This is a genomic window from Ottowia oryzae (assembly GCF_003008535.1).
Classification (GTDB): domain Bacteria; phylum Pseudomonadota; class Gammaproteobacteria; order Burkholderiales; family Burkholderiaceae_C; genus Ottowia; species Ottowia oryzae.
The window spans coordinates 3,404,476-3,424,655 of the sequence record NZ_CP027666.1; the positions used below are offsets into that span (position 1 = coordinate 3,404,476).

Annotated in this window: 19 protein-coding genes and 1 tRNA gene; 7 read left to right on the forward strand and 13 right to left on the reverse strand. The window is 64.6% G+C overall.

Annotation, left to right across the window (positions count from 1 at the left end; genetic code table 11):
- Positions 1-48: 48 nt before the first annotated feature.
- Together C6570_RS15560 and C6570_RS15565 are read left to right on the forward strand one after the other, a co-directional pair.
- Entirely contained in the window at positions 49-1,092 is a 1,044-nt protein-coding gene (locus C6570_RS15560; protein ID WP_106704026.1) for a CDP-6-deoxy-delta-3,4-glucoseen reductase, read from the forward strand.
- 89 nt (positions 1,093-1,181) lie between these two features.
- Positions 1,182-2,147 (forward strand): Bug family tripartite tricarboxylate transporter substrate binding protein, encoded by a 966-nt coding sequence (locus C6570_RS15565; protein ID WP_106704027.1) that lies wholly within the window; start codon positions 1,182-1,184, stop codon positions 2,145-2,147.
- A gap of 79 nt (positions 2,148-2,226) precedes the next feature.
- Here the strand turns inward: C6570_RS15565 and C6570_RS15570 are convergent, their stop codons facing one another.
- Positions 2,227-3,369: a branched-chain amino acid ABC transporter substrate-binding protein gene (locus C6570_RS15570; protein ID WP_106704749.1), complete on the reverse strand. Its 1,143-nt coding sequence runs from the start codon at positions 3,367-3,369 to the stop codon at positions 2,227-2,229.
- 159 nt (positions 3,370-3,528) lie between these two features.
- Complete coding sequence (locus tag C6570_RS15575) at positions 3,529-4,011, reverse strand: MarR family winged helix-turn-helix transcriptional regulator (protein WP_245896220.1); 483 nt, start codon at positions 4,009-4,011, stop codon at positions 3,529-3,531.
- A 35-nt stretch (positions 4,012-4,046) separates the two neighbouring features.
- On the opposite strand from C6570_RS15575, the gene C6570_RS15580 reads away from it, so the two are divergent.
- The gene (locus tag C6570_RS15580) at positions 4,047-4,835 is read left to right on the forward strand and encodes a siderophore-interacting protein (RefSeq protein ID WP_106704028.1); all 789 of its coding nucleotides are present in this window, start codon (positions 4,047-4,049) and stop codon (positions 4,833-4,835) included.
- Between the two features lie 249 nt (positions 4,836-5,084).
- Here C6570_RS15580 and C6570_RS15585 read toward each other — a convergent pair whose 3' ends face one another.
- From C6570_RS15585 to C6570_RS15620, 8 genes are all read right to left on the reverse strand, one after another.
- Positions 5,085-5,801, reverse strand: a complete 717-nt coding sequence (locus C6570_RS15585) for an ABC transporter ATP-binding protein (protein WP_106704029.1) — start codon at positions 5,799-5,801, stop codon at positions 5,085-5,087.
- 1 nt (position 5,802) lies between these two features.
- A complete protein-coding gene (locus C6570_RS15590; RefSeq protein WP_106704030.1) occupies positions 5,803-6,576 on the reverse strand; it encodes an ABC transporter ATP-binding protein in 774 nt (257 codons plus the stop codon).
- Between the two features lie 14 nt (positions 6,577-6,590).
- Complete coding sequence (locus C6570_RS15595; RefSeq protein ID WP_106704031.1) at positions 6,591-7,787, reverse strand: ABC transporter permease subunit; 1,197 nt, start codon at positions 7,785-7,787, stop codon at positions 6,591-6,593.
- Between the two features lie 12 nt (positions 7,788-7,799).
- A complete protein-coding gene (locus tag C6570_RS15600; RefSeq protein ID WP_106704032.1) occupies positions 7,800-8,729 on the reverse strand; it encodes a branched-chain amino acid ABC transporter permease in 930 nt (309 codons plus the stop codon).
- A gap of 262 nt (positions 8,730-8,991) precedes the next feature.
- On the reverse strand, positions 8,992-10,323 hold the full coding sequence (locus tag C6570_RS15605; protein WP_106704033.1) for a replication-associated recombination protein A: 1,332 nt from the start codon (positions 10,321-10,323) through the stop codon (positions 8,992-8,994).
- Between the two features lie 273 nt (positions 10,324-10,596).
- A complete protein-coding gene (gene lolA / locus C6570_RS15610) occupies positions 10,597-11,292 on the reverse strand; it encodes an outer membrane lipoprotein periplasmic chaperone LolA (RefSeq protein WP_106704034.1) in 696 nt (231 codons plus the stop codon).
- Between the two features lie 158 nt (positions 11,293-11,450).
- Complete coding sequence (locus C6570_RS15615) at positions 11,451-13,796, reverse strand: DNA translocase FtsK (RefSeq protein WP_106704035.1); 2,346 nt, start codon at positions 13,794-13,796, stop codon at positions 11,451-11,453.
- A 182-nt stretch (positions 13,797-13,978) separates the two neighbouring features.
- Positions 13,979-14,653, reverse strand: a complete 675-nt coding sequence (locus tag C6570_RS15620) for a Crp/Fnr family transcriptional regulator (protein WP_106704036.1) — start codon at positions 14,651-14,653, stop codon at positions 13,979-13,981.
- A 149-nt stretch (positions 14,654-14,802) separates the two neighbouring features.
- Here C6570_RS15620 and trxB point away from each other — a divergent pair, with 149 nt between their 5' ends.
- From trxB to C6570_RS15640, 4 genes are all read left to right on the forward strand, one after another.
- A complete protein-coding gene (gene trxB, locus C6570_RS15625) occupies positions 14,803-15,756 on the forward strand; it encodes a thioredoxin-disulfide reductase (protein WP_106704037.1) in 954 nt (317 codons plus the stop codon).
- Between the two features lie 192 nt (positions 15,757-15,948).
- Entirely contained in the window at positions 15,949-16,182 is a 234-nt protein-coding gene (rpmB, locus tag C6570_RS15630; protein WP_028601562.1) for a 50S ribosomal protein L28, read from the forward strand.
- Positions 16,183-16,204: 22 nt separating this feature from the next.
- Positions 16,205-16,375, forward strand: coding sequence for a 50S ribosomal protein L33 (rpmG, locus tag C6570_RS15635; protein WP_006298735.1), 171 nt, complete (start codon positions 16,205-16,207; stop codon positions 16,373-16,375).
- 106 nt (positions 16,376-16,481) lie between these two features.
- Positions 16,482-16,569, forward strand: a tRNA-Ser gene (locus tag C6570_RS15640).
- 193 nt (positions 16,570-16,762) lie between these two features.
- On the opposite strand, the gene C6570_RS15645 is transcribed toward C6570_RS15640, so the two are convergent.
- The 3 genes from C6570_RS15645 to ppk1 form a co-directional block, all read right to left on the reverse strand.
- A complete protein-coding gene (locus C6570_RS15645) occupies positions 16,763-17,410 on the reverse strand; it encodes a CHRD domain-containing protein (RefSeq protein WP_106704038.1) in 648 nt (215 codons plus the stop codon).
- Positions 17,411-17,615: 205 nt separating this feature from the next.
- On the reverse strand, positions 17,616-18,077 hold the full coding sequence (locus C6570_RS15650) for a SixA phosphatase family protein (RefSeq protein ID WP_106704039.1): 462 nt from the start codon (positions 18,075-18,077) through the stop codon (positions 17,616-17,618).
- Positions 18,068-20,149, reverse strand: coding sequence for a polyphosphate kinase 1 (gene ppk1 / locus C6570_RS15655; protein ID WP_106704040.1), 2,082 nt, complete (start codon positions 20,147-20,149; stop codon positions 18,068-18,070). The genes C6570_RS15650 and ppk1 overlap by 10 nt, the downstream gene beginning before the upstream one ends.
- Positions 20,150-20,180: the final 31 nt, after the last annotated feature.

Sequence of the window (20,180 nt, forward strand, 5' to 3'; positions counted from 1 at the left end):
TCGACCGTTCAGTACAGATACAGACAGACCCGCGAGGATATCGAAGACATGGCGTTCAACATCTCGGTGCTGCCCAGCGGCCGCAGCTTTGAAGCGGATGCGGGCGAAACGATGCTGGCAGCCGGCATTCGCCAGGGCGTGGGCCTGCCCTACGGCTGCAAGGACGGCGCCTGCGGTTCGTGCAAGTGCAAGAAGCTGTCGGGCACGGTGGTCCACGGGCCGCACCAGGAAAAAGCGCTCAGCGCGCAGGAAGAGGCCGACGGCTACGTGCTGACGTGCTGCGGCACCGCCACCAGCGACGTGGTGCTGGAATCGCGCCAGGTGACGCACGCAGGGGCCTTCCCGATCAAGAAAATGCCCGCGCGCGTGGCCCAGCTGGAACGCCTGTCGCACGACGTGATGCGTGTGAAGCTGCAGCTGCCCGCCGCCGACGTGATGCAGTTTCACGCGGGCCAGTACATCGAATTCATCCTGCGCGACGGCGCGCGCCGCAGCTACAGCATGGCGAACGCGCCGCACCGCCTGCTGGAAAGCGGCGCGCCCATGGTGGACCTGCACATCCGCCACATGCCGGGCGGCAAGTTCACCGATCACGTGTTCGGCGCGATGAAGGAAAAGGAAATCCTGCGCATCGAAGGGCCGTACGGCAGCTTTTACCTGCGCGACGATTCGCCCAAGCCCATCGTCATGCTGGCGTCGGGCACCGGCTTTGCGCCCGTGAAGGCGATCCTGGAGCACATGCAGTTCATGGGCATCACGCGCGACGTGGTGCTGTACTGGGGCGGCCGCCGCCCGCACGATCTGTACCTGGACGCCTGGGTGCGCGAGCAGCAGGCGGCCATGCCGCACCTGCGCTACGTGCCCGTCGTGTCCGACGCGCTGCCCGAAGACGGCTGGACGGGCCGCACCGGCTTCGTCCACCAGGCCGTGCTGCAAGACCTGCCTGATCTGTCCGGCCACCAGGTGTATGCGTGCGGCGCGCCCATCGTGGTGGATTCGGCCCGCAAGGACTTCACCGAGCGCGCCGCGCTGCCCGAGGAAGAGTTCTACGCCGACGCCTTCACCACCGAGGCGGACAAGGCCGCGCCCTGATCGGCCAGCGCCATTCGCTTCTTTTTTGATAGCTGCCAGCGCCCTCTGCACCTGCGCTGGAGCCTGTTTTTTTGATTGATAAGACAACCATGCAACGCAGACACCTCATGCTGGCCAGCATCGCGCTGGCCGCCAGCGCAAGCGCTTTGGCCGACAACGGCAAACCCATTCGCCTGATCGTGCCCTACGCCGCGGGCGGCCCGCTGGACATCACCTCGCGCGCGCTGGCCGAGCGGGTGAAGGATTCGCTGGGCATCGTGGTGGTGGACAACAAGCCGGGCGCCGGCGGCAACCTGGGCAGCGACCTGGTCGCCAAGGCCGCGCCCGACGGCCGCACCATCGGCCTGGCCGCCGTGGCCACGCACGCCATCAACCCCTGGCTGTTCGCCAAGATGCCGTACGACGCCGCGAAGGATTTCGCCCCCATCACCCAGATGGTGCGCGTGCCCAACGTGCTGGTGATGAACGCCGACACCGCCGCGCGCCTGCACATCAACACCGTGGCCGACCTGATCGCCTACGCCAAGAAGAACCCCGGCAAGCTGAACTACGGCTCGGGCGGCAATGGCTCGGCCGGGCACCTGGCGGGCGAAATGTTCAAGCAGGGCGCCGGCATCTTCACCGTGCACATTCCCTACAACGGCGGCAACCCGGCGCAGCTGGCGCTTTTGTCCGGCCAGGTCGACTACAACATCGACAACCTGGCCACGGCGGCGCCCAACATCAAGTCGGGCAAGCTGAAGGCATTGGCCGTGACCACCGCCAAGCCCTCATCCATGCTGCCGGGCGTGCCGCCGCTGGCCAACACGATCAAGGGTTTTGAAGTGGACACCTGGTGGGGCCTGGTGGCCCCCGCGGGCACGCCCCGCGCGGTGATCGACAAGCTGAACGCGGCCTTCACCACCGCGCTGAAGAGCCCCGAGACGCAGCAGCGCTTCGCCCTGCTGATGGCCGAGCCGGTGGCCACCACGCCCGAGCAGTTCGGCCAGTTGATGGACCGCGAGCGCGCCCGCTACGAGCCGGTGGTCAAGCGATCGGGCGCGAAGGTGGACTGAGCCAGCACGCCGCGCCCAATAAAAAAGCCACGCCGGACAGCGTGGCTTTTTGCTTGAACGCGCAGGCGTTTGGCTGATATCAGTTCAGCGGCGTGCGCACGCCATTCTTGTAGCCGTTCAGCGTCACGGCGGGCTGGGTCAGCTCACCCTTGTTGGTGAACTGGATCTGCGCTGTCACGCCCTTGTAGTTGGTCTTGGCCAGCGCAGGCACGTAGACCTTCGGATCGACCGAGTTGGCGCGCTTCATCGCGTCGACCAGCACCATGGTGGCGTCGTACGAATACGGGCTGTAGATCTGGAATTGGCCGGGGTACTTGGCGTCGTAGCGCTTCTTCCACTCTTGGCCGCCGGCCATCTTCTCGACGGAGATGCCGCCAGTGGCGCAGGTCACATTGCCGACAGCGGCGACTTTGCTGGCCAGCTCGGGCAGCTTTTCAGTGCACGAGCCGTCGCCCGAGAAGAACTTCACGTTGCCCAGGCCAAGCTGCTCAAGCTGGCGCAGCATCGGGCCAGACTGCGAATCCAGGCCGCCGTAGAAGATCGCGTCAGGCTTCTTGCTGCGGATGTTGGTCAAGATGGCCATGAAATCGGTGGCCTTGTCGGTGGTGAATTCCGACGCCACCACGTTCAAGCCCTTTTTCTTCGCCGTTTGCTTGAACACATCGGCCAGGCCCTGGCCGTAGGCGGTGCGGTCGTCGATAACGGCCACGTTCTTCAGCTTGAGCGCGTCGGCCGCGTAGATGGCCAGCGCAGCGCCCAGGGCGTTGTCGTTGGCAATCAGGCGGTAGGTGGTCTTGTAGCCGGGCTTGGTCACGTCCGGGTTGGTGGCCGCGGTGGTGATGTGCGGAATGCCGCAGCCGTGGTAGATGCTCGAAGCGGGAATCGTCGTGCCCGATTGCAGGTGGCCCACCACGCCAGCCACTTTCATGTCGCACAGTTTTTGTGCCACGGCGGTGGCCTGCTTGGGGTCGCCCGCGTCGTCTTCGGCCACGATCTCGAACTTGATCTTCTTGCCGCCGATGGTCAGGTTCTGCGCGTTCAGCTCGTCGATGGCCATGCGCACGCCGTTCTCGGTGTCCTTGCCGATGTGGGCGATGCCGCCGGACGTCGGGCCCGCGTGGGCGATCTTGACGGTTTGGACTTCCTGGGCGTTGGCGGCGGCAGCGACCATCAGGCCAGCGACGGCCAGGGCGGTGGCGGAAATGCGATGGGTGTTTTTCATATCGTTCATCTCGTTGAAAAATGCTTCGGGAAAGCCAGCACCGTGCCCCAAAGTGGAGCATCGGCGCGCTCGCCAATGCTACCGCGATCCGCCGGGCCGTCCCAGTCACTACGGCGTGCCCGCCCGCGCCGCGCCGGCACGTGCAGGCGCGCACCAACTTCAGGCGCCGGCGCCCAAATGGGTGTGCACCTTCTGCAGCAGGTCAATCAAGGTGCGGCGCTCGTCGTCGCTCAATGCCTGGGCGGATTGTTCTGCCAAGGCGTAGGCCCGCGCGTGCTGCGCCCGGTGGGCGTCCAGGCCTGCGGGCGTCAGCTCGATGCGCAGCGTGCGGCGGTCGGCCTCGTCCGGCGTGGCCGAAAGCAGGCCCCGCTCCTTCAGCCCATGGATCAGGCGCGCGATCTGCCCTTTGTCGCGCCCGCTGTGCTGCGCCAGCTCTTTCTGGGTGGCGCCCGGGCAGCGCGCAAAAAAGCCCAGCACCCGGCTGTCGAGGTGCGTGAGGTCGCGCCCCTCCTTGCGGCCACCGCCGTGAAAGGCCGCGCGCAAGCCACGCATGGTCTGGTGCAAGGCTTCGACCACGTCTTCCGGCGTGGGCGCCGGGGCAGTGGCGGCTTCGGGCAATGCTGCTGGGGTGGGATTCGCCATTTTGTTGATATGGTCAACCGTTCGCGCCATAATTGATGACATTATCAACCAATCAGGCCGTCAACGTGAATTCACCTTCTCCTTCCGTGGCCCGCCGCGTCGAGCGCGTGCGGCATGTGCTGCAGTTCCGCGACGTGCAGGTTGCCCGCGTGGAGCCCATCGGCCCCGACTTCGTGCGCGTTGTCTTCAGCGGCGAATCGCTGGCCGACTTCGTTTCGCAAGGGTTTGACGACCACGTCAAGTTCATCCTGGCGCGGCCCGGTGCGGCGGCCGATGCGCCCCCAGATCGGCGCGACTACACGCCCCGCGCGTGGAGCACCGAGCGGCGCGAGCTTTCGATCGACTTCGCGCTGCACGGTACGGGCGTGGCATCCGACTGGGCGCGCCAGGCGGCGCCCGGCCAAAGCGTGGTGATTGCCGGGCCACGCGGTTCGATGGTGGTACCCACCGACTACGACTGGCACCTGCTGATCGGCGACGCCACGGCGGCGCCCGCCATCGGGCGGCGCCTGGCCGAGCTGCCCAAGGGCGCCCGCGTCATCGTGGTGGCGCAGTTGGCCGACACCGCCATCCTCGAAGTGGAGCGCAGCGCCGCGCAGGTCGAACTGCATCAAGTGGCCAGCGGCGACGCCATGCTCAGCGCACTGGCCAGCCTGGCGCCCCGCAGTGGCGAAGGCTATATCTGGGCGGCGGGCGAAGCGGCCACGATGGCGCGTGTACGCGACCTGGTGCTGCACACCCAAGGCCACCCCAAAGAGGCCATGCGCATCGCCGCGTACTGGAAGCTGGGCGCCGACAACTTCGAGCATGAAGACCTGCAGTGAGGCCGGTCGCGAGATAAAGCGGCGCGGCACGCCTACTAGGCGAATTGGCCTCCAGCGCCCGACCGATCAGCGCGGGCAGCTATCTTTTCAGGAGTAAATGACGGGCGCGACCACTGAATCGGTGGCGCACCTGCACGAGGCGGCCGCGCAAGATCGGCAGCGAAGCACAGCACGCCGCGCCAACGCCCGCACAAGCGGCGGGCGGCCCTGGCACAGAGCACCGCCGCGCACCCGTCTTCAGCCAGCGCCTTATTCGCCCAAGTAGGCCGCCCGCACGCGGGGGTTGGCCAGCAGCTCCTGCCCGCCACCTTGCATGGTGATCAAGCCGGATTCCATCACGTAGCCGCGGTCGGCCAGCGCCAGCGCGCGGCTGGCGTTCTGCTCCACCAGCAGGATCGTGACGCCCTGCGCGTACACGTCGCGCACCACTTCAAAGACCTTGTCGACCATGATGGGCGACAGGCCCATGGACGGCTCGTCCAGCAGCAGCAGCTTGGGGCGGCTGAGCAGCGCGCGGCCCATGGCCAGCATCTGCTGTTCACCGCCCGACATGGTGCCAGCCAGCTGGTCCTTGCGCTCGCGCAGGCGCGGGAAGATGGTGAAAACCTTCTCGATGTCGGCGTTGATGCCAGCTTTGTCGCGCCGCGTATAGGCGCCCATCAGCAGGTTTTCGGTGATGGTCATGCGGGTGAACACGCCGCGGCCCTCGGGCACCATGGCCAGGCCCTGGCGCACCAAGTCCCAGGGGCCCTGCCCCTTGATCGACTTGCCGAGGTACTCAATGTCGCCCCCGGCCAGCGGCAGGTTGCCCGTGATCGCCTTCATCGTGGTGGTCTTGCCCGCCCCGTTGGAGCCGATGAGCGAGACCAGCTCACCCTCACGCACCTCGAAATCCACGCCCTTGACGGCCTGGATGCCTCCATAGGCCACCTTCAGGCCGGAAACCTTCAACAACACCTGGGCCATATCAATGCTCTCCCGTGCCCAGATAGGCTTCAATAACTTTCGGATTCTTCTGCACTTCGGCGGGCGTACCTTCGGCAATCTGCTTGCCGTAGTCCAGCACCGTCACGCGGTCGCACAGGCCCATCACCAGCTTCACGTCGTGTTCGATCAACAAGATGGTGCGGTTGTCCTTGCGGATGCGGTCGATCAGCTCGCGCAGCTGCACTTTTTCGGTGGCGTTCATGCCGGCCGCTGGCTCGTCCAGCGCGATCAGCTGCGGGTCGGTGGCCAACGCACGGGCGATCTCCAGGCGGCGCTGGTCGCCATACGACAGCGTGCGCGAGCGAAAGTCGGCGTACTTGCCGATGCCCACGTAATCCAGCAACTCGCGTGCGCGCTGGGTGATGGCGTCTTCTTCGGCCTTGAACCCGCGTGTGCGAAAGATGGCGCCAAACAGGCCGGAATGGGTGCGCACGTGGCGGCCGACCATCACGTTTTCGAGCGCAGTCATTTCGGCAAACAGGCGAATGTTCTGGAACGTGCGGGCAATGCCCGCCTTGGCCACCTGGTGCACGGCCTGCGGCTTGTAGGGCTTGCCATCCAGTTCAAAAGACCCGGCATCGGGCGTGTACAAGCCGGTCAACACGTTGAAGAACGTGGTCTTGCCCGCGCCGTTGGGGCCTATCAGGCCGTAGACCTGGCCGCGCCGGATGGTGATGCCCACGTCGGTCAGGGCTTGCAGGCCGCCAAAGCGCTTGGAAACGCCCTGGACTTTGAGTACGGTGTCGTTGCTCATTGGTAGGGGCTTCCTCAGGGGTTGATGGGGTACTGGCGCACGTCGGTGTTACCGGGCTCGGCATCGGCCGGGAAGTCGACGCCGGGCGCGTTTTGCTGCGCCGTCGTCGGCGCCGATTGGCCGCCGGGTTCAACATTGAGTTTGCGCGCCTTACCGTGCTCTGGCGAGGGCCACAGGCCGCGCGGGCGAATCAGCATGACGCTGATCATGGCCAGCGCGATCAGCAGCTGGCGCAGGATGGCGGAGTCGAGTCGTCCATCGGTCATGGCTTGCAGCGGGCCGGCCACGTAGCGCAGCACTTCCGGCAACGCAGCCAGCAACAACGCCCCCAGGATCACGCCAGGCAGGTGGCCGATACCGCCCAGCACCACCATAGCGACGATCATCACCGACTCCATCAGGCTGAAGGATTCCGGCGACACGAAGCCCTGGAAGGCCGCGAACATGGCGCCCGAAACGCCACCGAAAGAGGCGCCCATGGCAAAGGCCAGCAGCTTGAGGTTGCGGGTGTTCAGGCCCATGGCCTTGGCGGCGATCTCGTCTTCGCGGATGGCCATCCAGGCGCGGCCCACGCGCGAATCCTGCAGGCGGCTGCAGATGAATACGGTAACGATGACCAGGAACAGGAACAGGTAGTAATACAGCGAGACGGAGGCGATCTCGAACCCGCCGATCGTCAGCGGCTTGCCCAAATCCAGGCCAAACACCTTGACCGAGTCGATCTGGCTGATGCCCTTGGGCCCGTTGGTTAGGTTGTACGGGTGGTCCAGGTTGTTCATGAAGATCCGGATGATCTCGCCGAAGCCCAGCGTCACAATGGCGAGGTAGTCACCGCGCAGTTTCAGCACCGGAATGCCCAGCAGCACGCCCGTGCACGCCGCCAGCACCAAGGCCAGCGGAATCACCATCCACAACGAGGTGTGAAAACCGTTGGGGAAGGCAGCGGCGATGGCCGGGAAGGTGTCGGTCAGGTGCGGCGACGCCAACAAACCGTACAGGTACGCGCCCACGGCAAAGAAGGCGACGTAGCCCAGATCCAGCAGGCCGGCGTAGCCCACCACGATGTTCAGGCCCAGGGCCAGCATCACATACAGCAGCGCGATGTCGACGATGCGCACCCAGGCATTGCCGAAGCTCTGTAGCACCAGCGGCACCAGCAGCAGTGCGATGCCACAGATCAGAAAAACGATCAGTTTGTTCTTTTGCGTCATGTTTTCCCCCGGTCAGGCGCGGTCGGCCACACGTTCGCCCAACAGGCCGGAAGGCCGCAGCGTCAGCACGATGATCAGCACGATGAAAGCGAAGATGTCGGTGTACTGGCTGCCCAGCAGGCCGCCCGTCAGTGTGCCGATGTAGCCCGAGCCAATGGCCTCGATCAGGCCCAGCAGAATGCCGCCCAGCACGGCACCGCCCAGGTTGCCGATGCCGCCAAACACGGCTGCGGTGAAGGCTTTCAAGCCAGGCAGGAAGCCCATGGTGTGCTGCACCGTGCCGTAGTTGGACGCGTACATCACACCGGCAATGGCGGCCAGCATGGCGCCAATGATGAAGGTGGCGGAAATCACCATGTCGGGCTTGACGCCCATCAGCCCGGCCACGCGCGGGTTCTCGGCCGTGGCGCGCATTGCGCGGCCCAGGCGGGTGTAGTGCACCAGGTACATAAGCCCAGCCAGCGACACGGCGGTGACGCACAGGATCATGATCTGCGTGGGGGTGATGTAGGCGCCCATCACGTTGTACGGGGCGCTGGGCAACAGGGTCGGGAAGGGTTTGTAGTTGGGCTTCCAGATGATCATGGCCAGCGTCTGCAGCAGGATCGACATGCCGATGGCGGTGATCAGCGGCGCCAATCGCGGGCTGTTGCGCAAGGGCCTGTACGCCAATTTCTCGATCACGAAGTTCAGTGCCGCGGCCACCACGCAGGCAATCACCATCGCCAGGATCAGGATGACCCACCCCGGCGCGCCGGGCATGCTGCTTTGCATCACGCCGATGATGGACCACGCCGTCAGCGCGCCGACCATCAACACCTCGCCGTGCGCGAAGTTGATCAGCTGGATGATGCCGTACACCATCGTGTAGCCCAAGGCTATCAACGCGTACATGCTGCCCAGCACCAGACCGTTGATGATCTGCTGTAGCAAGATTTCCATGAAACACTTCCTCTCTGTGGCGCCGCACCCATGATCAATGGGATGCCCGGGTTATCTGGCGAAACTGCCGCGAGACCTGTTGGGTCTCTTTCAGGTATGTACCTAGCAAAAAACCCGCCAGCTTGTTCGCAGCGGGTTTGGACAAGCCAAAATTCTAGCGACAGGAATTAGGGCGCCAGCAAATGGTGCACGGGGGTTTTCCCTCTTTTCTTTATAGGTGCGTCGCGCGCAGGCAAATGCACCTCCGGCGTGCACGGCGCCGCTATTCGGTGCGCCCGGCGTCTAGGTTGCGCTGGCGCAACTGGGCCAGCCGTTCGCCGATCTTGATCTCGAGCCCGCGCGGCACGGGCTCATAGAAGGCTTGCGGCGGCATGCCTTCGGGCAAATACGACTCGCCGGCAGCGAACGCGTCTTCCTCGTTGTGGGCGTAGCGGTAGCCCTTGCCGTAGTCAAGCTGCTTCATCAGCTTGGTGGGCGCGTTGCGCAGGTGCATGGGCACGGGGCGCGTGATGTCCTGCTTGATGAAGGCGCGCACCGCGTTGTAGGCGCTGTAGACGGCGTTGCTTTTGGGCGCCATGGCCAGGTACACCACGCATTCGGCCAGCGCCAGCTCGCCCTCGGGGCTGCCCAGCCTTTCATACACTTCGGCCGCGTCCAGCGCCAGGCGCAGCGCGCGCGGGTCGGCCAGGCCGATATCTTCGCTGGCCATGCGCACCATGCGCCGCGCCATGTAGCGCGGATCGGCCCCGCCGTCGAGCATGCGCACCAGCCAGTACAGCGCGGCATCCGGGTCGCTGCCGCGCACCGACTTGTGCAGCGCGCTGATGGTGTCGTAGAACTGCTCGCCGCCCTTGTCGTAGCGGCGCAGGCGCTCGCCCAGTACCTTCAGCAGCCACGCGTCGGTGATGGTGGACAGGCCTTCCGCCTGGGCCGAGACGAACATCGTCTCCAGCGTGTTCAGCAGGCGCCGTGCGTCGCCGTCGGCGTAGGCGATCAGGCGGTCTGCCGCTTCACTTTCGATAGCTGTCTGCGCATATTCTGCCTGCGCCCGGGCCAGAATCTGCTTGAGATCGTCGTCTGTCAAAGAATTCAGCACGTACACCGCTGCGCGCGACAGCAGGGCCGAATTCACCTCGAACGAAGGGTTCTCGGTGGTGGCACCGATGAAGGTGAACAGCCCGCTTTCAACATGCGGCAAGAAGGCATCTTGCTGGCTTTTGTTGAAGCGGTGCACCTCGTCGACGAACACGATGGTGCTTTGCGGCACCAGACCATCGCGCGCCTTCTGCGCCAGCTCGACCGCCTCGCGGATGTCCTTCACCCCACCCAGCACGGCGCTGATGGGGATGAACTGCGCATCGAAAGCGTCGGCCATCAGCCGCGCAATGGTGGTCTTGCCGGTGCCCGGCGGGCCCCAAAGGATGCAGCTGTGCGGCTGGCCGGATTCGAACGCGATGCGCAAGGCCATGCCCTCGCCCAGCAGGTGCTGCTGCCCGACCACTTCACCCAGGTTGTGGGGGCGAAGGCGCTCAGCCAGCGGAACGTGAACGCCCGCAGAAGGGCCGGAAGGACGAGAGGTGCGCGACGTGCTCATGGTGCGCGGTCATGGTACATGCTGCTGCGGCGACGGCGCCGACTGGTCGGGCGCAACCATGGCCGCGTTGTGAGAGAGAGCGATCGGCCGATAGCGTCAGATGGAAAAGTCGCCCACACGCCCGACTTCGCAGCGGCGCAATTGGCGCTCAAAATTTAGAAAGAAAACATGCTCTAGCGCCCGCTGCACCTGCGGTAGCAGCTATGCTATTTGAAGCAACCAGGTGCTTAAGCCGGCAAGGCGGCAGGCTCGCCGGTGGTGAGTTTCAGCGCCTCAGTTGCGCAGCACGTCCGCGCCCGCTGGCGGCTTGAATTGAAAGCGGTTGGCCGGCAGGCTCACGTTCAGCTCGACCCGGCTGAAGGTCAGCACGGAACGCTGCCCGAAGCTGTCGGCGATTTCAAGGGTGGCAAGCTCGGCGCTTTGCCCCGCCGTCTTGAAGCCCAGTCGGATGCTCTGCAGCTGGCCGTCGCGTGCCTTGGGCACGGCTTTCACCCATTGCTGGCCTTGCGCGTCGGGCTCTTCGGTCAGCGTGAAATCGCGCTGCAAAGCCTTCAGATCGGGCGCGGCGGCGATGATGGCCGCGGGCGTGCTGCCCAGCACCTGGTCCTGCTTGCGGGCCGTGACCTGGTTCAGATCGACGTCGTACAGCCACAGCGTTTGCCCGTCGGCGACGATGGTCTGCTCGAACGGCTTGCTGTAGTCAAAACGAAACTTGCCGGGGCGCTGAAATTCAAAGGTGCCGGTCTGCGTCTTGGTGCTGCCGGGGCGCCCTTCCTTGCCCGGCGCCGTCACCACCTGCGTGAAACCAGCTTTGCCGCTGCGCGCCTGCTTCACGAAATCGGACAGGCTGTCCATGCCGCCGGCCCAGGCCAGCGGTGCCAATAGAGCCAAGGCGGCTGCGCAGGCGGCGCGGCCCCACGGGCGGCGGACGGATGCAAGGGCGCGGGTGAAATGGCTGAAATGCGTCATGGTCAATGAGACTGGGGGTGGCGCCAAAGGTTCAGCGCCCCACGATTTGAAACACCCGATTGCGAAGCGGACACATCCGCCGCACGCTGCACGACAGCGGGAAACGGATGATTTGCGCAACCCGAATCCAAGGTTTGCGGCAAGTAAGGCAATGCGCCCTACTCTGCGCGCGCGGGCGCCAGAATTTCGCGTTGCCCGCGGCCGTTCATGGCGCTGACCAGACCCGCTTTTTCCATTGCTTCGAGCAGGTTGGCCGCCTTGTTGTAGCCGATCGACAGGTGCCGCTGCACCAGCGAGATGCTGGCCTTGTTGTTGGACAGCACGATCTGCACGGCCTTGTCGTACAGCGGATCGGCCTCGCCACCGCCCTCGCCGCCGCCCAGCGCGCCGTCTTCACCATCGACGGTGCCGCCTTCCAGCACGCCCTCGATGTAGTTGGGCTCGCCCTGCGACTTGAGGTATTCCACCACGCGGTGCACCTCGTCGTCGCTGACGAATGCGCCGTGCACCCGCTGCGGAAAGCCGGTGCCACTGGGCATGTACAGCATGTCGCCCATGCCCAGCAAGGCTTCGGCGCCCATCTGGTCCAGGATGGTGCGGCTGTCGATCTTGCTGCTGACCTGAAACGCGATCCGCGTCGGGATGTTGGCTTTGATGAGGCCCGTGATCACGTCCACGCTGGGGCGCTGGGTGGCCAGAATCAGGTGAATGCCCGCCGCGCGCGCTTTCTGCGCCAGCCGGGCGATCAGCTCTTCGATCTTCTTGCCGACCACCATCATCAGATCGGCCAGCTCGTCGATCACCACGACGATGTAGGGCAGCCGCTCCAACGGCTCGGGGTCGTCGGGGGTCAGACTGAACGGGTTGTAGATGAACTCGCCGCGCGCCTTGGCCTCGTCGATCTTCTGGTTGAAACCGGCGAGGTTGCGCACACCGGCCTTGCTCATCAGCTTGTAGCGTCGCTCCATCTCGGCCACGCACCAGTTCAGGCCGTTGGCCGCCTGCTTCATGTCGGTGACGACCGGCGCCAGCAGGTGCGGAATGCCTTCGTAGACCGACATCTCCAGCATCTTGGGGTCGATCATCAGCACGCGCACGTCCTTGGGCTCGGCCTTGTACAGCAAGCTCAGGATCATGGCGTTGATACCAACCGACTTACCCGACCCGGTGGTGCCCGCGACCATCACGTGCGGCATCTTGGCCAAATCGGCGACCACGGGCTTGCCGATGATGTCCTTGCCCAGCCCCACGGTCAGCAGCGACTTGGCGTCGTGATAGACCTGCGAACCCAGAATCTCGGACAGGCGGATGGTCTGGCGCTTGGCGTTGGGCAATTCCAAGGCCATGAAATTCTTGCCAGGAATCGTCTCGATCACCCGGATGGACACCAGCGACAGCGAACGCGCCAGGTCTTTCGCCAGATTGACCACCTGCGAGCCTTTGACGCCAGTGGCAGGCTCGATTTCATAGCGCGTGATCACCGGGCCAGGTGCGGCGGCAACGACGCGCACGTCCACGCCGAAGTCCTTGAGCTTTTTCTCGATCAGGCGGCTGGTCATCTCAAGCGTTTCGGGCGCCACGCTTTCCTGGTGCGCGGGCGCGCCATCCAGCAGGTCAACCTGCGGCAGGTTGCTGTCGGGCAACTCGGTGAACAAGGGCTTTTGCTTTTCCTTGACGACGCGGTCGCTCACCGGCACGGCGGCCACTGCGGGCTCAATGAACACCGGCGCCGGGTGCTGCTCTTCGATCACTTCGCGCTCGTGGTGCACGACCTCTTCGCGTTCACGCGCAGCCTGCTTGCCGGCAGCCACGTCGCGCGCGACTTCGCGCCGCTCACGCCGCGATTCGACCACCCCGAAAAGTGCCGCGCCGATGCGCTCGGCCACGCCCGTCCAGGAAAAGCCGAACAGCAGCGAGACACCGAAGACCAGCGTCAGGATGCCGAGCAGCGCCGAGCCGGTGAAGCCCAGCCATTTGACTGCCAAGGGGCCGCCCAAATAGCCCAGCACGCCACCTGAAACCCCTGGAAGCGCGTCATCCCAGCGGTAGAGGCGCGTCCACTCCAGCCCCGTGCTGGCAGCCAAAACCAGCGCCAGCCCGATCCAGAAAACCCAGTGCGCATTGCGAATGCGGTACCAGATGCGGGCCCGCCTGGAGCCCGCAGGAATCGGCTGCGGCGCGGCGCCACGCAGCCAGCGGCGTACGCCGCGCAGCCACGCGCCAATGGCCGCCGCAACGCACCACCAAGCTGAAAACCCCATGAGCACGTAGGCCAGGTCGGCCAGCCAAGCGCCCAGCTTGCCCGCCCAGTTGTGCAGCGAGCCCCCCGCGCCTGACGTGGACCACGCCGCATCCTGGGCCGAATAGCTGGACAACGCCATCACCAGGAAGATGATGACGGCCAGGCCGATGACCAGAACGACTTCCTGAGCAAAGCGCAAGATGCCCGTGCGCGGCACCTCGGTGCCCGGATCTGCATTGAAGGTATTAAGAGGGTAAGCCATGGATTCAACTACAACTTTCGTAGCTTACCGCACGGCTGCGCGAACAAGAAAGCCCGGAATCGATCGGTAACCCACAGCTTCGCGCAAACACGTGAGCGCCGGCTCAACGTACGAACACGTTCACGCCACGGACCGCACGTCCCAGTGGCTCCCTTGCGCCGCGAGAGAGGCGGCGGCCCGGCTCAGCCCAGCGCGTTCAAACGTTCCTTGACCACAATGGCGCCGTTTTCCTGTGTCTCGATGAAACCGCGCTCTTCCAGATCCTTCATGACGCGGCTGACCATCTCTCTGGAGGCGCCCACCATCTTGGCAATGTCCTGGCGGGAAATGCGCTCGCGAATCAGCAATTCGCCTTCTGGCGTCTGGCTCGCAAATTCGAGCAGCGCGCGCGCCACACGGCCATACACGTCCATCAGGGCCAGCGACTCGATCTTGCGATCAGCGTGCCGCAGTCGCTGCACCAGGCCGCGCATGACAGCGTAGGCCATGGACGAATTCTCGGGCAGGCAGCGGGCAAACTCCAGGCGGCCCAGCATCAGCACGTCGGTCTGCACCTCGGCGCGCACGGTGGCCGAATGGGGTTCGTTGTCGATCAGACTCATTTCACCGATGTGATCGCCCGGCTGCAGCGTCGCCAGGATCACCTCACGGCCACGGCTGTCCGCCGTGACCACGCGAGCGCGCCCGTTCAGCAAAATGAACAGCGCGTTGGACTTCTTGCCTTGCTCGACGATCATCTCGCCGCGCTTGAAACGCCGTTTGATCACCGCATCTGCAACGGCATTCGCCTGCGATTCCGTGAGCATCGAAAAAAGCGGTACTCTGCGAATCAGATCCAGGCTCGAAAGCATCGTCATCTCAATCCCTTTCGGACACCGGCCATTGGCCGACTCCCTAAAATCCTTCTAATCCGAGCGGCATGAATGCCATGGCTTTGTGAAGTTTTGCACGCTCGCTCCCGAGTTGCAATCGTAGCTTACCCGCTGTTCCCCTCTTTCCGATATCCATGACTTCCCTTCATTCCAAAGTGCTGATCCTGGGCTCCGGCCCCGCCGGTTACACGGCTGCTGTATATGCCGCGAGGGCCAACCTGCAACCGATGCTGGTAACCGGTATGGCGCAGGGCGGCCAGTTGATGACCACCACGGAGGTCGACAACTGGCCCGCAGACGCCATGGGCGTGCAGGGCCCCGATCTGATGCAGAGGTTCCTGCACCACGCCGAGCGCTTCAATACCCAGATGGTGTTCGACCAGGTCCACTCGGCCGACCTGGCCACTCGCCCTTTCCGGCTGTTTGGCGACAACGGTGAGTACACCTGCGACAGCCTGATCATCGCCACTGGCGCTTCCGCGCGCTACCTGGGCTTGCCGTCGGAAGAGGCTTTCATGGGCCGCGGCGTGTCGGCCTGTGCGACGTGCGACGGCTTCTTCTACCGCGATCAGGACGTTTGCGTGGTGGGCGGCGGCAACACCGCCGTTGAAGAAGCGCTGTACCTGTCCAACATCGCCCGCAAGGTGACCCTGGTGCATCGCCGCGACAAATTCCGCGCCGAGCCGATTCTGGTGGACAAGCTGATGGAAAAGGTGGCTGCCGGCAAGATCGAGTTGAAGACGTTCTACCGGCTGGACGAAGTCCTGGGCGACAACACCGGCGTGACAGGCATCCGCCTGCGCCATGTGGACAGCGGCCAAACCGAAGACATCCAACTCCAGGGTTGCTTCATCGCCATCGGCCACACCCCCAACTCCGAAGTGTTTGCCGGCCAACTGGCGATGGAAAACGGCTACATCAAGACGCGCGGCGGCTTGCAAGGTTTCGCCACCGAAACCAGTGTGCCAGGCGTGTTTGCTGCAGGCGATGTGCAAGATCACGTCTACCGTCAGGCGATCACGAGCGCCGGAACGGGTTGCATGGCCGCCCTGGACGCTCAGCGCTTCCTGGAACAGCTGCCCGACTGATGATGGTGGCCTTCGCCGCCTACTGACGCTATAATGGCGGGCTTTGCTGCGTGTCAGCGTGCCTTCTGACAGGCGCGCAGTAGTGCAGCCACAGGGCTACCGCCACCCTTTTTCATGGCGAGGTGAGGTCAAGGCGAGTCGCATCAACAACAGCGGCGCCCAGCCAAGACCGAGTGACCGGAGCAATCTTATATGGCACGCGTGTGCGAAGTGACGGGCAAAGGCCCGATGGTGGGAAACAACGTTTCTCACGCCAACAACAAAACCAAACGCCGCTTCCTTCCCAACCTGCAGTACCGCCGCTTCTGGGTTGAGAGCGAAAATCGCTGGGTGCGCCTGCGCGTGTCTAGCGCCGCCCTGCGTTTGATCGACAAGAATGGTATCGACGCCGTGCTCGCAGACATGCGCGCCCGTGGTCAGGCCTGATTAACCTCAAAAGGAACACACCATGGCTACCAAAGGTGGACGCGAAAAGATCAAGCTGGAATCCACGGCCGGAACGGGCCACTTCTACACGACCAGCAAGAACAAGAAAACGATGCCTGAAAAAATGTCGATCATGAAGTTCGACCCCAAGGCTCGCAAGCACGTGGAATACAAGGAAATCAAGCTGAAGTAATTCGGCAGGTTCCCTAACCGCAACAGCCCGCCCGCATCAGGCGGGCTTGTTTTTTTGTGAAAGACCAAATCAGGCGCGCGCTCCGGATAGAATGCGCGGCTGTTCAGGAAGAGTGGCAGAGTGGTCGATTGCACCGGTCTTGAAAACCGGCGACTCGCAAGGGTCCGTGAGTTCGAATCTCACCTCTTCCGCCAAATTGGGCGTCTACAGACTGTCGCGCAGCGGTCCGTAAAGCCAGGTGCCGCCGAGTAGGCGTATTGCTGGTCACCGCCGCACCGCAGAGACCTAGAAGCCATCTGCGCGCATGCTAGAAGTCGATTCGACGGCCCGCGCGCGTTGCCGACCAAGGTCAAGGGCTCAGCGCCCCTGCCCTGCCCCTCATTCAGCTCAGTGCACCACGTGCAATTGCCCGCGCAACTCACCCGCCGGGTTGGCTGACGTTCTGAGGTTCAGGTACCACCGCCCGGCGATCAGATCTACGGCTTGCTCTGGTGTCAGCGTGGCGCGGCCCTCGTAGGTGGCCCCGAACGGGCCAGGCCAGATCAAGGTGGCCGGGCCGTTTTGCCCGGGATCTGCGGGCCCATGAAACTGCACGCCGGTGATGGGGCCGCTGAGGCCGGACCACGATGTCTTCCAACGCAACAAGCGAGCATTCGAATCGTAGATGGCGTCCAGCTGACCCACGCCATTGCTGCGCGCGGGCGGAATCGCATTGCCGGGCTCCAGGCGCGTGGTCAACGTGATCAGGCTGGCTCGCGGGTCGGCAGAGGCCTGAGGCACAACCGGCGCGCCAACGCTTGGCTGGGGCGATCCCAACGGGGGCAGCGTTTGAGGCATGGGTTGCGTGGGCGGAATCGCGCTGGGTTGCGCCACCGGCGCCGGCTGCACTGGCGCAGACGGCAGGGGCTGCGGCATGCGCACGGGGGGCGGATCGTACCTGGGCCCCAGATCAACGGACGAACAGGCGCTGGTCAGCGCGGCCACTGCCACCACAATCAACGCGGTACGCGGCGTGGGCGAGGCAAATGCAGACATGGAAACTCCTCACAGGGTGATGGGCAATTGCGCACGAACTTGCGGAAAACACCAAGGGATTTCCTGACGGCACACCGGCGGGGCTCAGACCATGGCCATCCGCCCCGGGCGGCCATTGTAGGCAATGCCCGACGTGAATCGCGTAGGCCGAAAGCGTCTCTGGCCTCGGGGTACGGGGGCAACCCGCGGGCGTTGATCTCTGCCGTTAAGCCAGCTCTGCCGTCAGCACGGCGACCAGCACGGTCTGGTCTTCGCCGTCGCGCTCGCGCGAGCGCAGCCACCAGATGGCGCCTTTCTTGATGGCGCATTCACCGCCGGGCAAACCCAGCAACTGCGCGGCCGTTTGCCCCAGTGTGGGTTGATGGCCAACCACCAGAACCGGCGTTTTGGACAAGGGCCAGCCGGCGACCTGCAGCAGTTGCTCGGCACTGGCGCCGGGGCGCAGGCCGTCCATCGACTTGAAGCGCCGCCCCAAAGCGCGAGCCGTCTCTTCCGTGCGGCGCGCCGAGCTGCTGAGAACGCGCGTGCCGTCGGGCAACTGGCGATCCAGCCAGGCCGCCATGCGTGCGGCCTGTTTTTCGCCGCGCCGCGTCAACGGGCGATCCAGATCGGTCATGGCGCCCTCGGGCTCCTGGGCTTCGGCGTGACGCCACAGAATCAAGTCCATTCCAAACCCTCTTCACTATTAGAACCATAGCGCGCCATCAAGGCCTGCTGGGCGGAAAGGGCCGAATCAGCGCCATCTTCTGCCACGCGGCTGTAGGCACCGCCTGCGCCTTGCACCCATGCGTCGGCCTCGTCGTACAGGTAGGCCACCAGGCATTCGTCGATGATGCGCTGGCGCAGCCCGGGGTCGGTCACGGGCCATGCGGTTTCTACCCGGCGCAGCATGTTGCGGTTCATCCAGTCGGCGGACGACAGCCAAAGCTCCTCTCGCTCGCCCGCACGGAAATAGAACACGCGCGAGTGCTCCAGGAAGCGCCCGATGATGCTGCGCACGCGGATGTTCTCAGTCAGCTGGCCGGGCAGCATGCACGCGCCCCGCACGATCAGATCGATCTTCGCCCCCGCATCGCCCGCGCGCAGCAGCGCCTCGATCAAGGGCTGGTCGGTCAACGCATTCATCTTGGCCACCACGCGCCCGCCCAGGCCACGCCGGGCGGCCTGGCCCACCGCTTCGATCTTGGCCAGCATCTGCTTGTGCAGCGTGAAGGGCGCAAGCAGCATGCGCTGCATGCGCGGCAGGCGGCTGTGGCTGGCCAGATGCACAAACAGACGATCCATGTCGGCCGTCAGGCGCGCGTCGGCGGTCAGGTAGCTGATGTCGGTGTACAGCGCCGCCGTGCGCGGGTTGTAGTTGCCCGTCGACAGATGGCCATAGCGGCGCAGCTGGCGCCCTTCGCGCCGCGTGATCAGCAGCATCTTGGCATGCGTCTTCAGGCCCACCACGCCATAGACCACCTGGGCGCCCGCACGCTCGAGCCGCTCTGCCCAGTTGATGTTGGCCTCTTCGTCAAAGCGTGCCTTCAGCTCGACCACCGCCGTGACTTCCTTGCCGCGCCGTTGCGCCTCGATGAGCAAATCCATCATCCGGCTGTCGTTGCCAGTGCGGTAAATGGTCTGCTTGATGGCGAGCACCTGCGGGTCCTGCACGGCCTCGCGCAGGAAGTCGATCACACCATCGAAGCTTTCAAACGGCAGGTGGCACACCACGTCGCCCTGCTTAAGCCGCGCCATCACGGATTCGCCCTTGCGCAGCGCCGCAGGGTAGCTGGCCTTGTAGGGCACGAACTGCAGATCGCGCCGATCGGCCAGATCAATCAACTGCTGCAGCCGCACCAGGTTGACCGGCCCCTGCACCCGAAAGAGCGCTTCAGGCGGCAGCTGGAACTGGTGCAGCAGAAAGCCCGCCAGCTCATCCGAGCAGGCCGATGAAACCTCTACCCGCACGGCCTCGCCGTAGTTGCGCTGATGCAGGCCCTGGCGCAGCGCGGTGCGCAGGTTCTTGACCTCTTCCTCGTCCACCGACAAATCCGAGTGGCGCGTGACCCGGAAGTGCGAGAACGCCCCCACCTCGCGCCCCGGGAACAGATCCGCCAGGTTGCCGCGGATGACGCTGGAAAGCATCACGAAAAGCGTTTCGCCGCCCGTCACACGCTGCGGCATGCGCAGCACCCGCGGCAGCACGCGCGGCACCTTGACGATGGCAATCTCATTGGCGCGGCCGAAAGCGTCTTTGCCCTTGAGCTGGACGATGAAGTTCAGCGACTTGTTGGCCACCTGCGGAAAGGGGTGCGCCGGGTCCAGCGCCACCGGCACCAGCAGGGGCTTGACCTCGCGCAGGAACAGCTCGCGCACCCATTTGCGCTGCGCCTCGGTGCGGTCCAGGTGCGACACGATGCGCATGCCCTGCTGAGCCATGGCGGGCAACAGCGCTTCGTTGAATATCTGGTACTGGCGTGCGACCAGTTCGTGCGCGTCCGCCAGGGTGGGGCGCATACGGCCGGAGCTTTCGGCCGCGCTGCGCCAAGCCGCCATGTGCGGGTCTACGCGCACCTCAAAGAATTCGTCCAGGTTGGACGAGACGATGCACAGGTAGCGCAGCCGCTCCAGCAGGGGCACGTCAGGGCGTTCGGCCCAATGCAGCACGCGGTGGTTGAAAGCGAGGATGCTGGCGTCCCGGTCCAGCAGGGGATAACGTTCCAAAAGCGGGGGCGGCGCGGGACGGCGGGGCGACATGAATGCACTTCAAAAGTAAGAGCACGCCAGC

Coding starts and splice junctions, on each gene's coding strand:
- C6570_RS15560 (WP_106704026.1), top strand. CDS start 49: ATGGCGTTCAACATCTCGGTGCTGCCCAGCGGCCGCAGCTTTGAAGCG.
- C6570_RS15565 (WP_106704027.1), top strand. CDS start 1,182: ATGCAACGCAGACACCTCATGCTGGCCAGCATCGCGCTGGCCGCCAGC.
- C6570_RS15570 (WP_106704749.1), bottom strand. CDS start 3,369: ATGAAAAACACCCATCGCATTTCCGCCACCGCCCTGGCCGTCGCTGGC.
- C6570_RS15575 (WP_245896220.1), bottom strand. CDS start 4,011: ATGGCGAATCCCACCCCAGCAGCATTGCCCGAAGCCGCCACTGCCCCG.
- C6570_RS15580 (WP_106704028.1), top strand. CDS start 4,047: ATGACATTATCAACCAATCAGGCCGTCAACGTGAATTCACCTTCTCCT.
- C6570_RS15585 (WP_106704029.1), bottom strand. CDS start 5,801: ATGGCCCAGGTGTTGTTGAAGGTTTCCGGCCTGAAGGTGGCCTATGGA.
- C6570_RS15590 (WP_106704030.1), bottom strand. CDS start 6,576: ATGAGCAACGACACCGTACTCAAAGTCCAGGGCGTTTCCAAGCGCTTT.
- C6570_RS15595 (WP_106704031.1), bottom strand. CDS start 7,787: ATGACGCAAAAGAACAAACTGATCGTTTTTCTGATCTGTGGCATCGCA.
- C6570_RS15600 (WP_106704032.1), bottom strand. CDS start 8,729: ATGGAAATCTTGCTACAGCAGATCATCAACGGTCTGGTGCTGGGCAGC.
- C6570_RS15605 (WP_106704033.1), bottom strand. CDS start 10,323: ATGAGCACGTCGCGCACCTCTCGTCCTTCCGGCCCTTCTGCGGGCGTT.
- lolA (WP_106704034.1), bottom strand. CDS start 11,292: ATGACGCATTTCAGCCATTTCACCCGCGCCCTTGCATCCGTCCGCCGC.
- C6570_RS15615 (WP_106704035.1), bottom strand. CDS start 13,796: ATGGCTTACCCTCTTAATACCTTCAATGCAGATCCGGGCACCGAGGTG.
- C6570_RS15620 (WP_106704036.1), bottom strand. CDS start 14,653: ATGACGATGCTTTCGAGCCTGGATCTGATTCGCAGAGTACCGCTTTTT.
- trxB (WP_106704037.1), top strand. CDS start 14,803: ATGACTTCCCTTCATTCCAAAGTGCTGATCCTGGGCTCCGGCCCCGCC.
- rpmB (WP_028601562.1), top strand. CDS start 15,949: ATGGCACGCGTGTGCGAAGTGACGGGCAAAGGCCCGATGGTGGGAAAC.
- rpmG (WP_006298735.1), top strand. CDS start 16,205: ATGGCTACCAAAGGTGGACGCGAAAAGATCAAGCTGGAATCCACGGCC.
- C6570_RS15645 (WP_106704038.1), bottom strand. CDS start 17,410: ATGTCTGCATTTGCCTCGCCCACGCCGCGTACCGCGTTGATTGTGGTG.
- C6570_RS15650 (WP_106704039.1), bottom strand. CDS start 18,077: ATGGACTTGATTCTGTGGCGTCACGCCGAAGCCCAGGAGCCCGAGGGC.
- ppk1 (WP_106704040.1), bottom strand. CDS start 20,149: ATGTCGCCCCGCCGTCCCGCGCCGCCCCCGCTTTTGGAACGTTATCCC.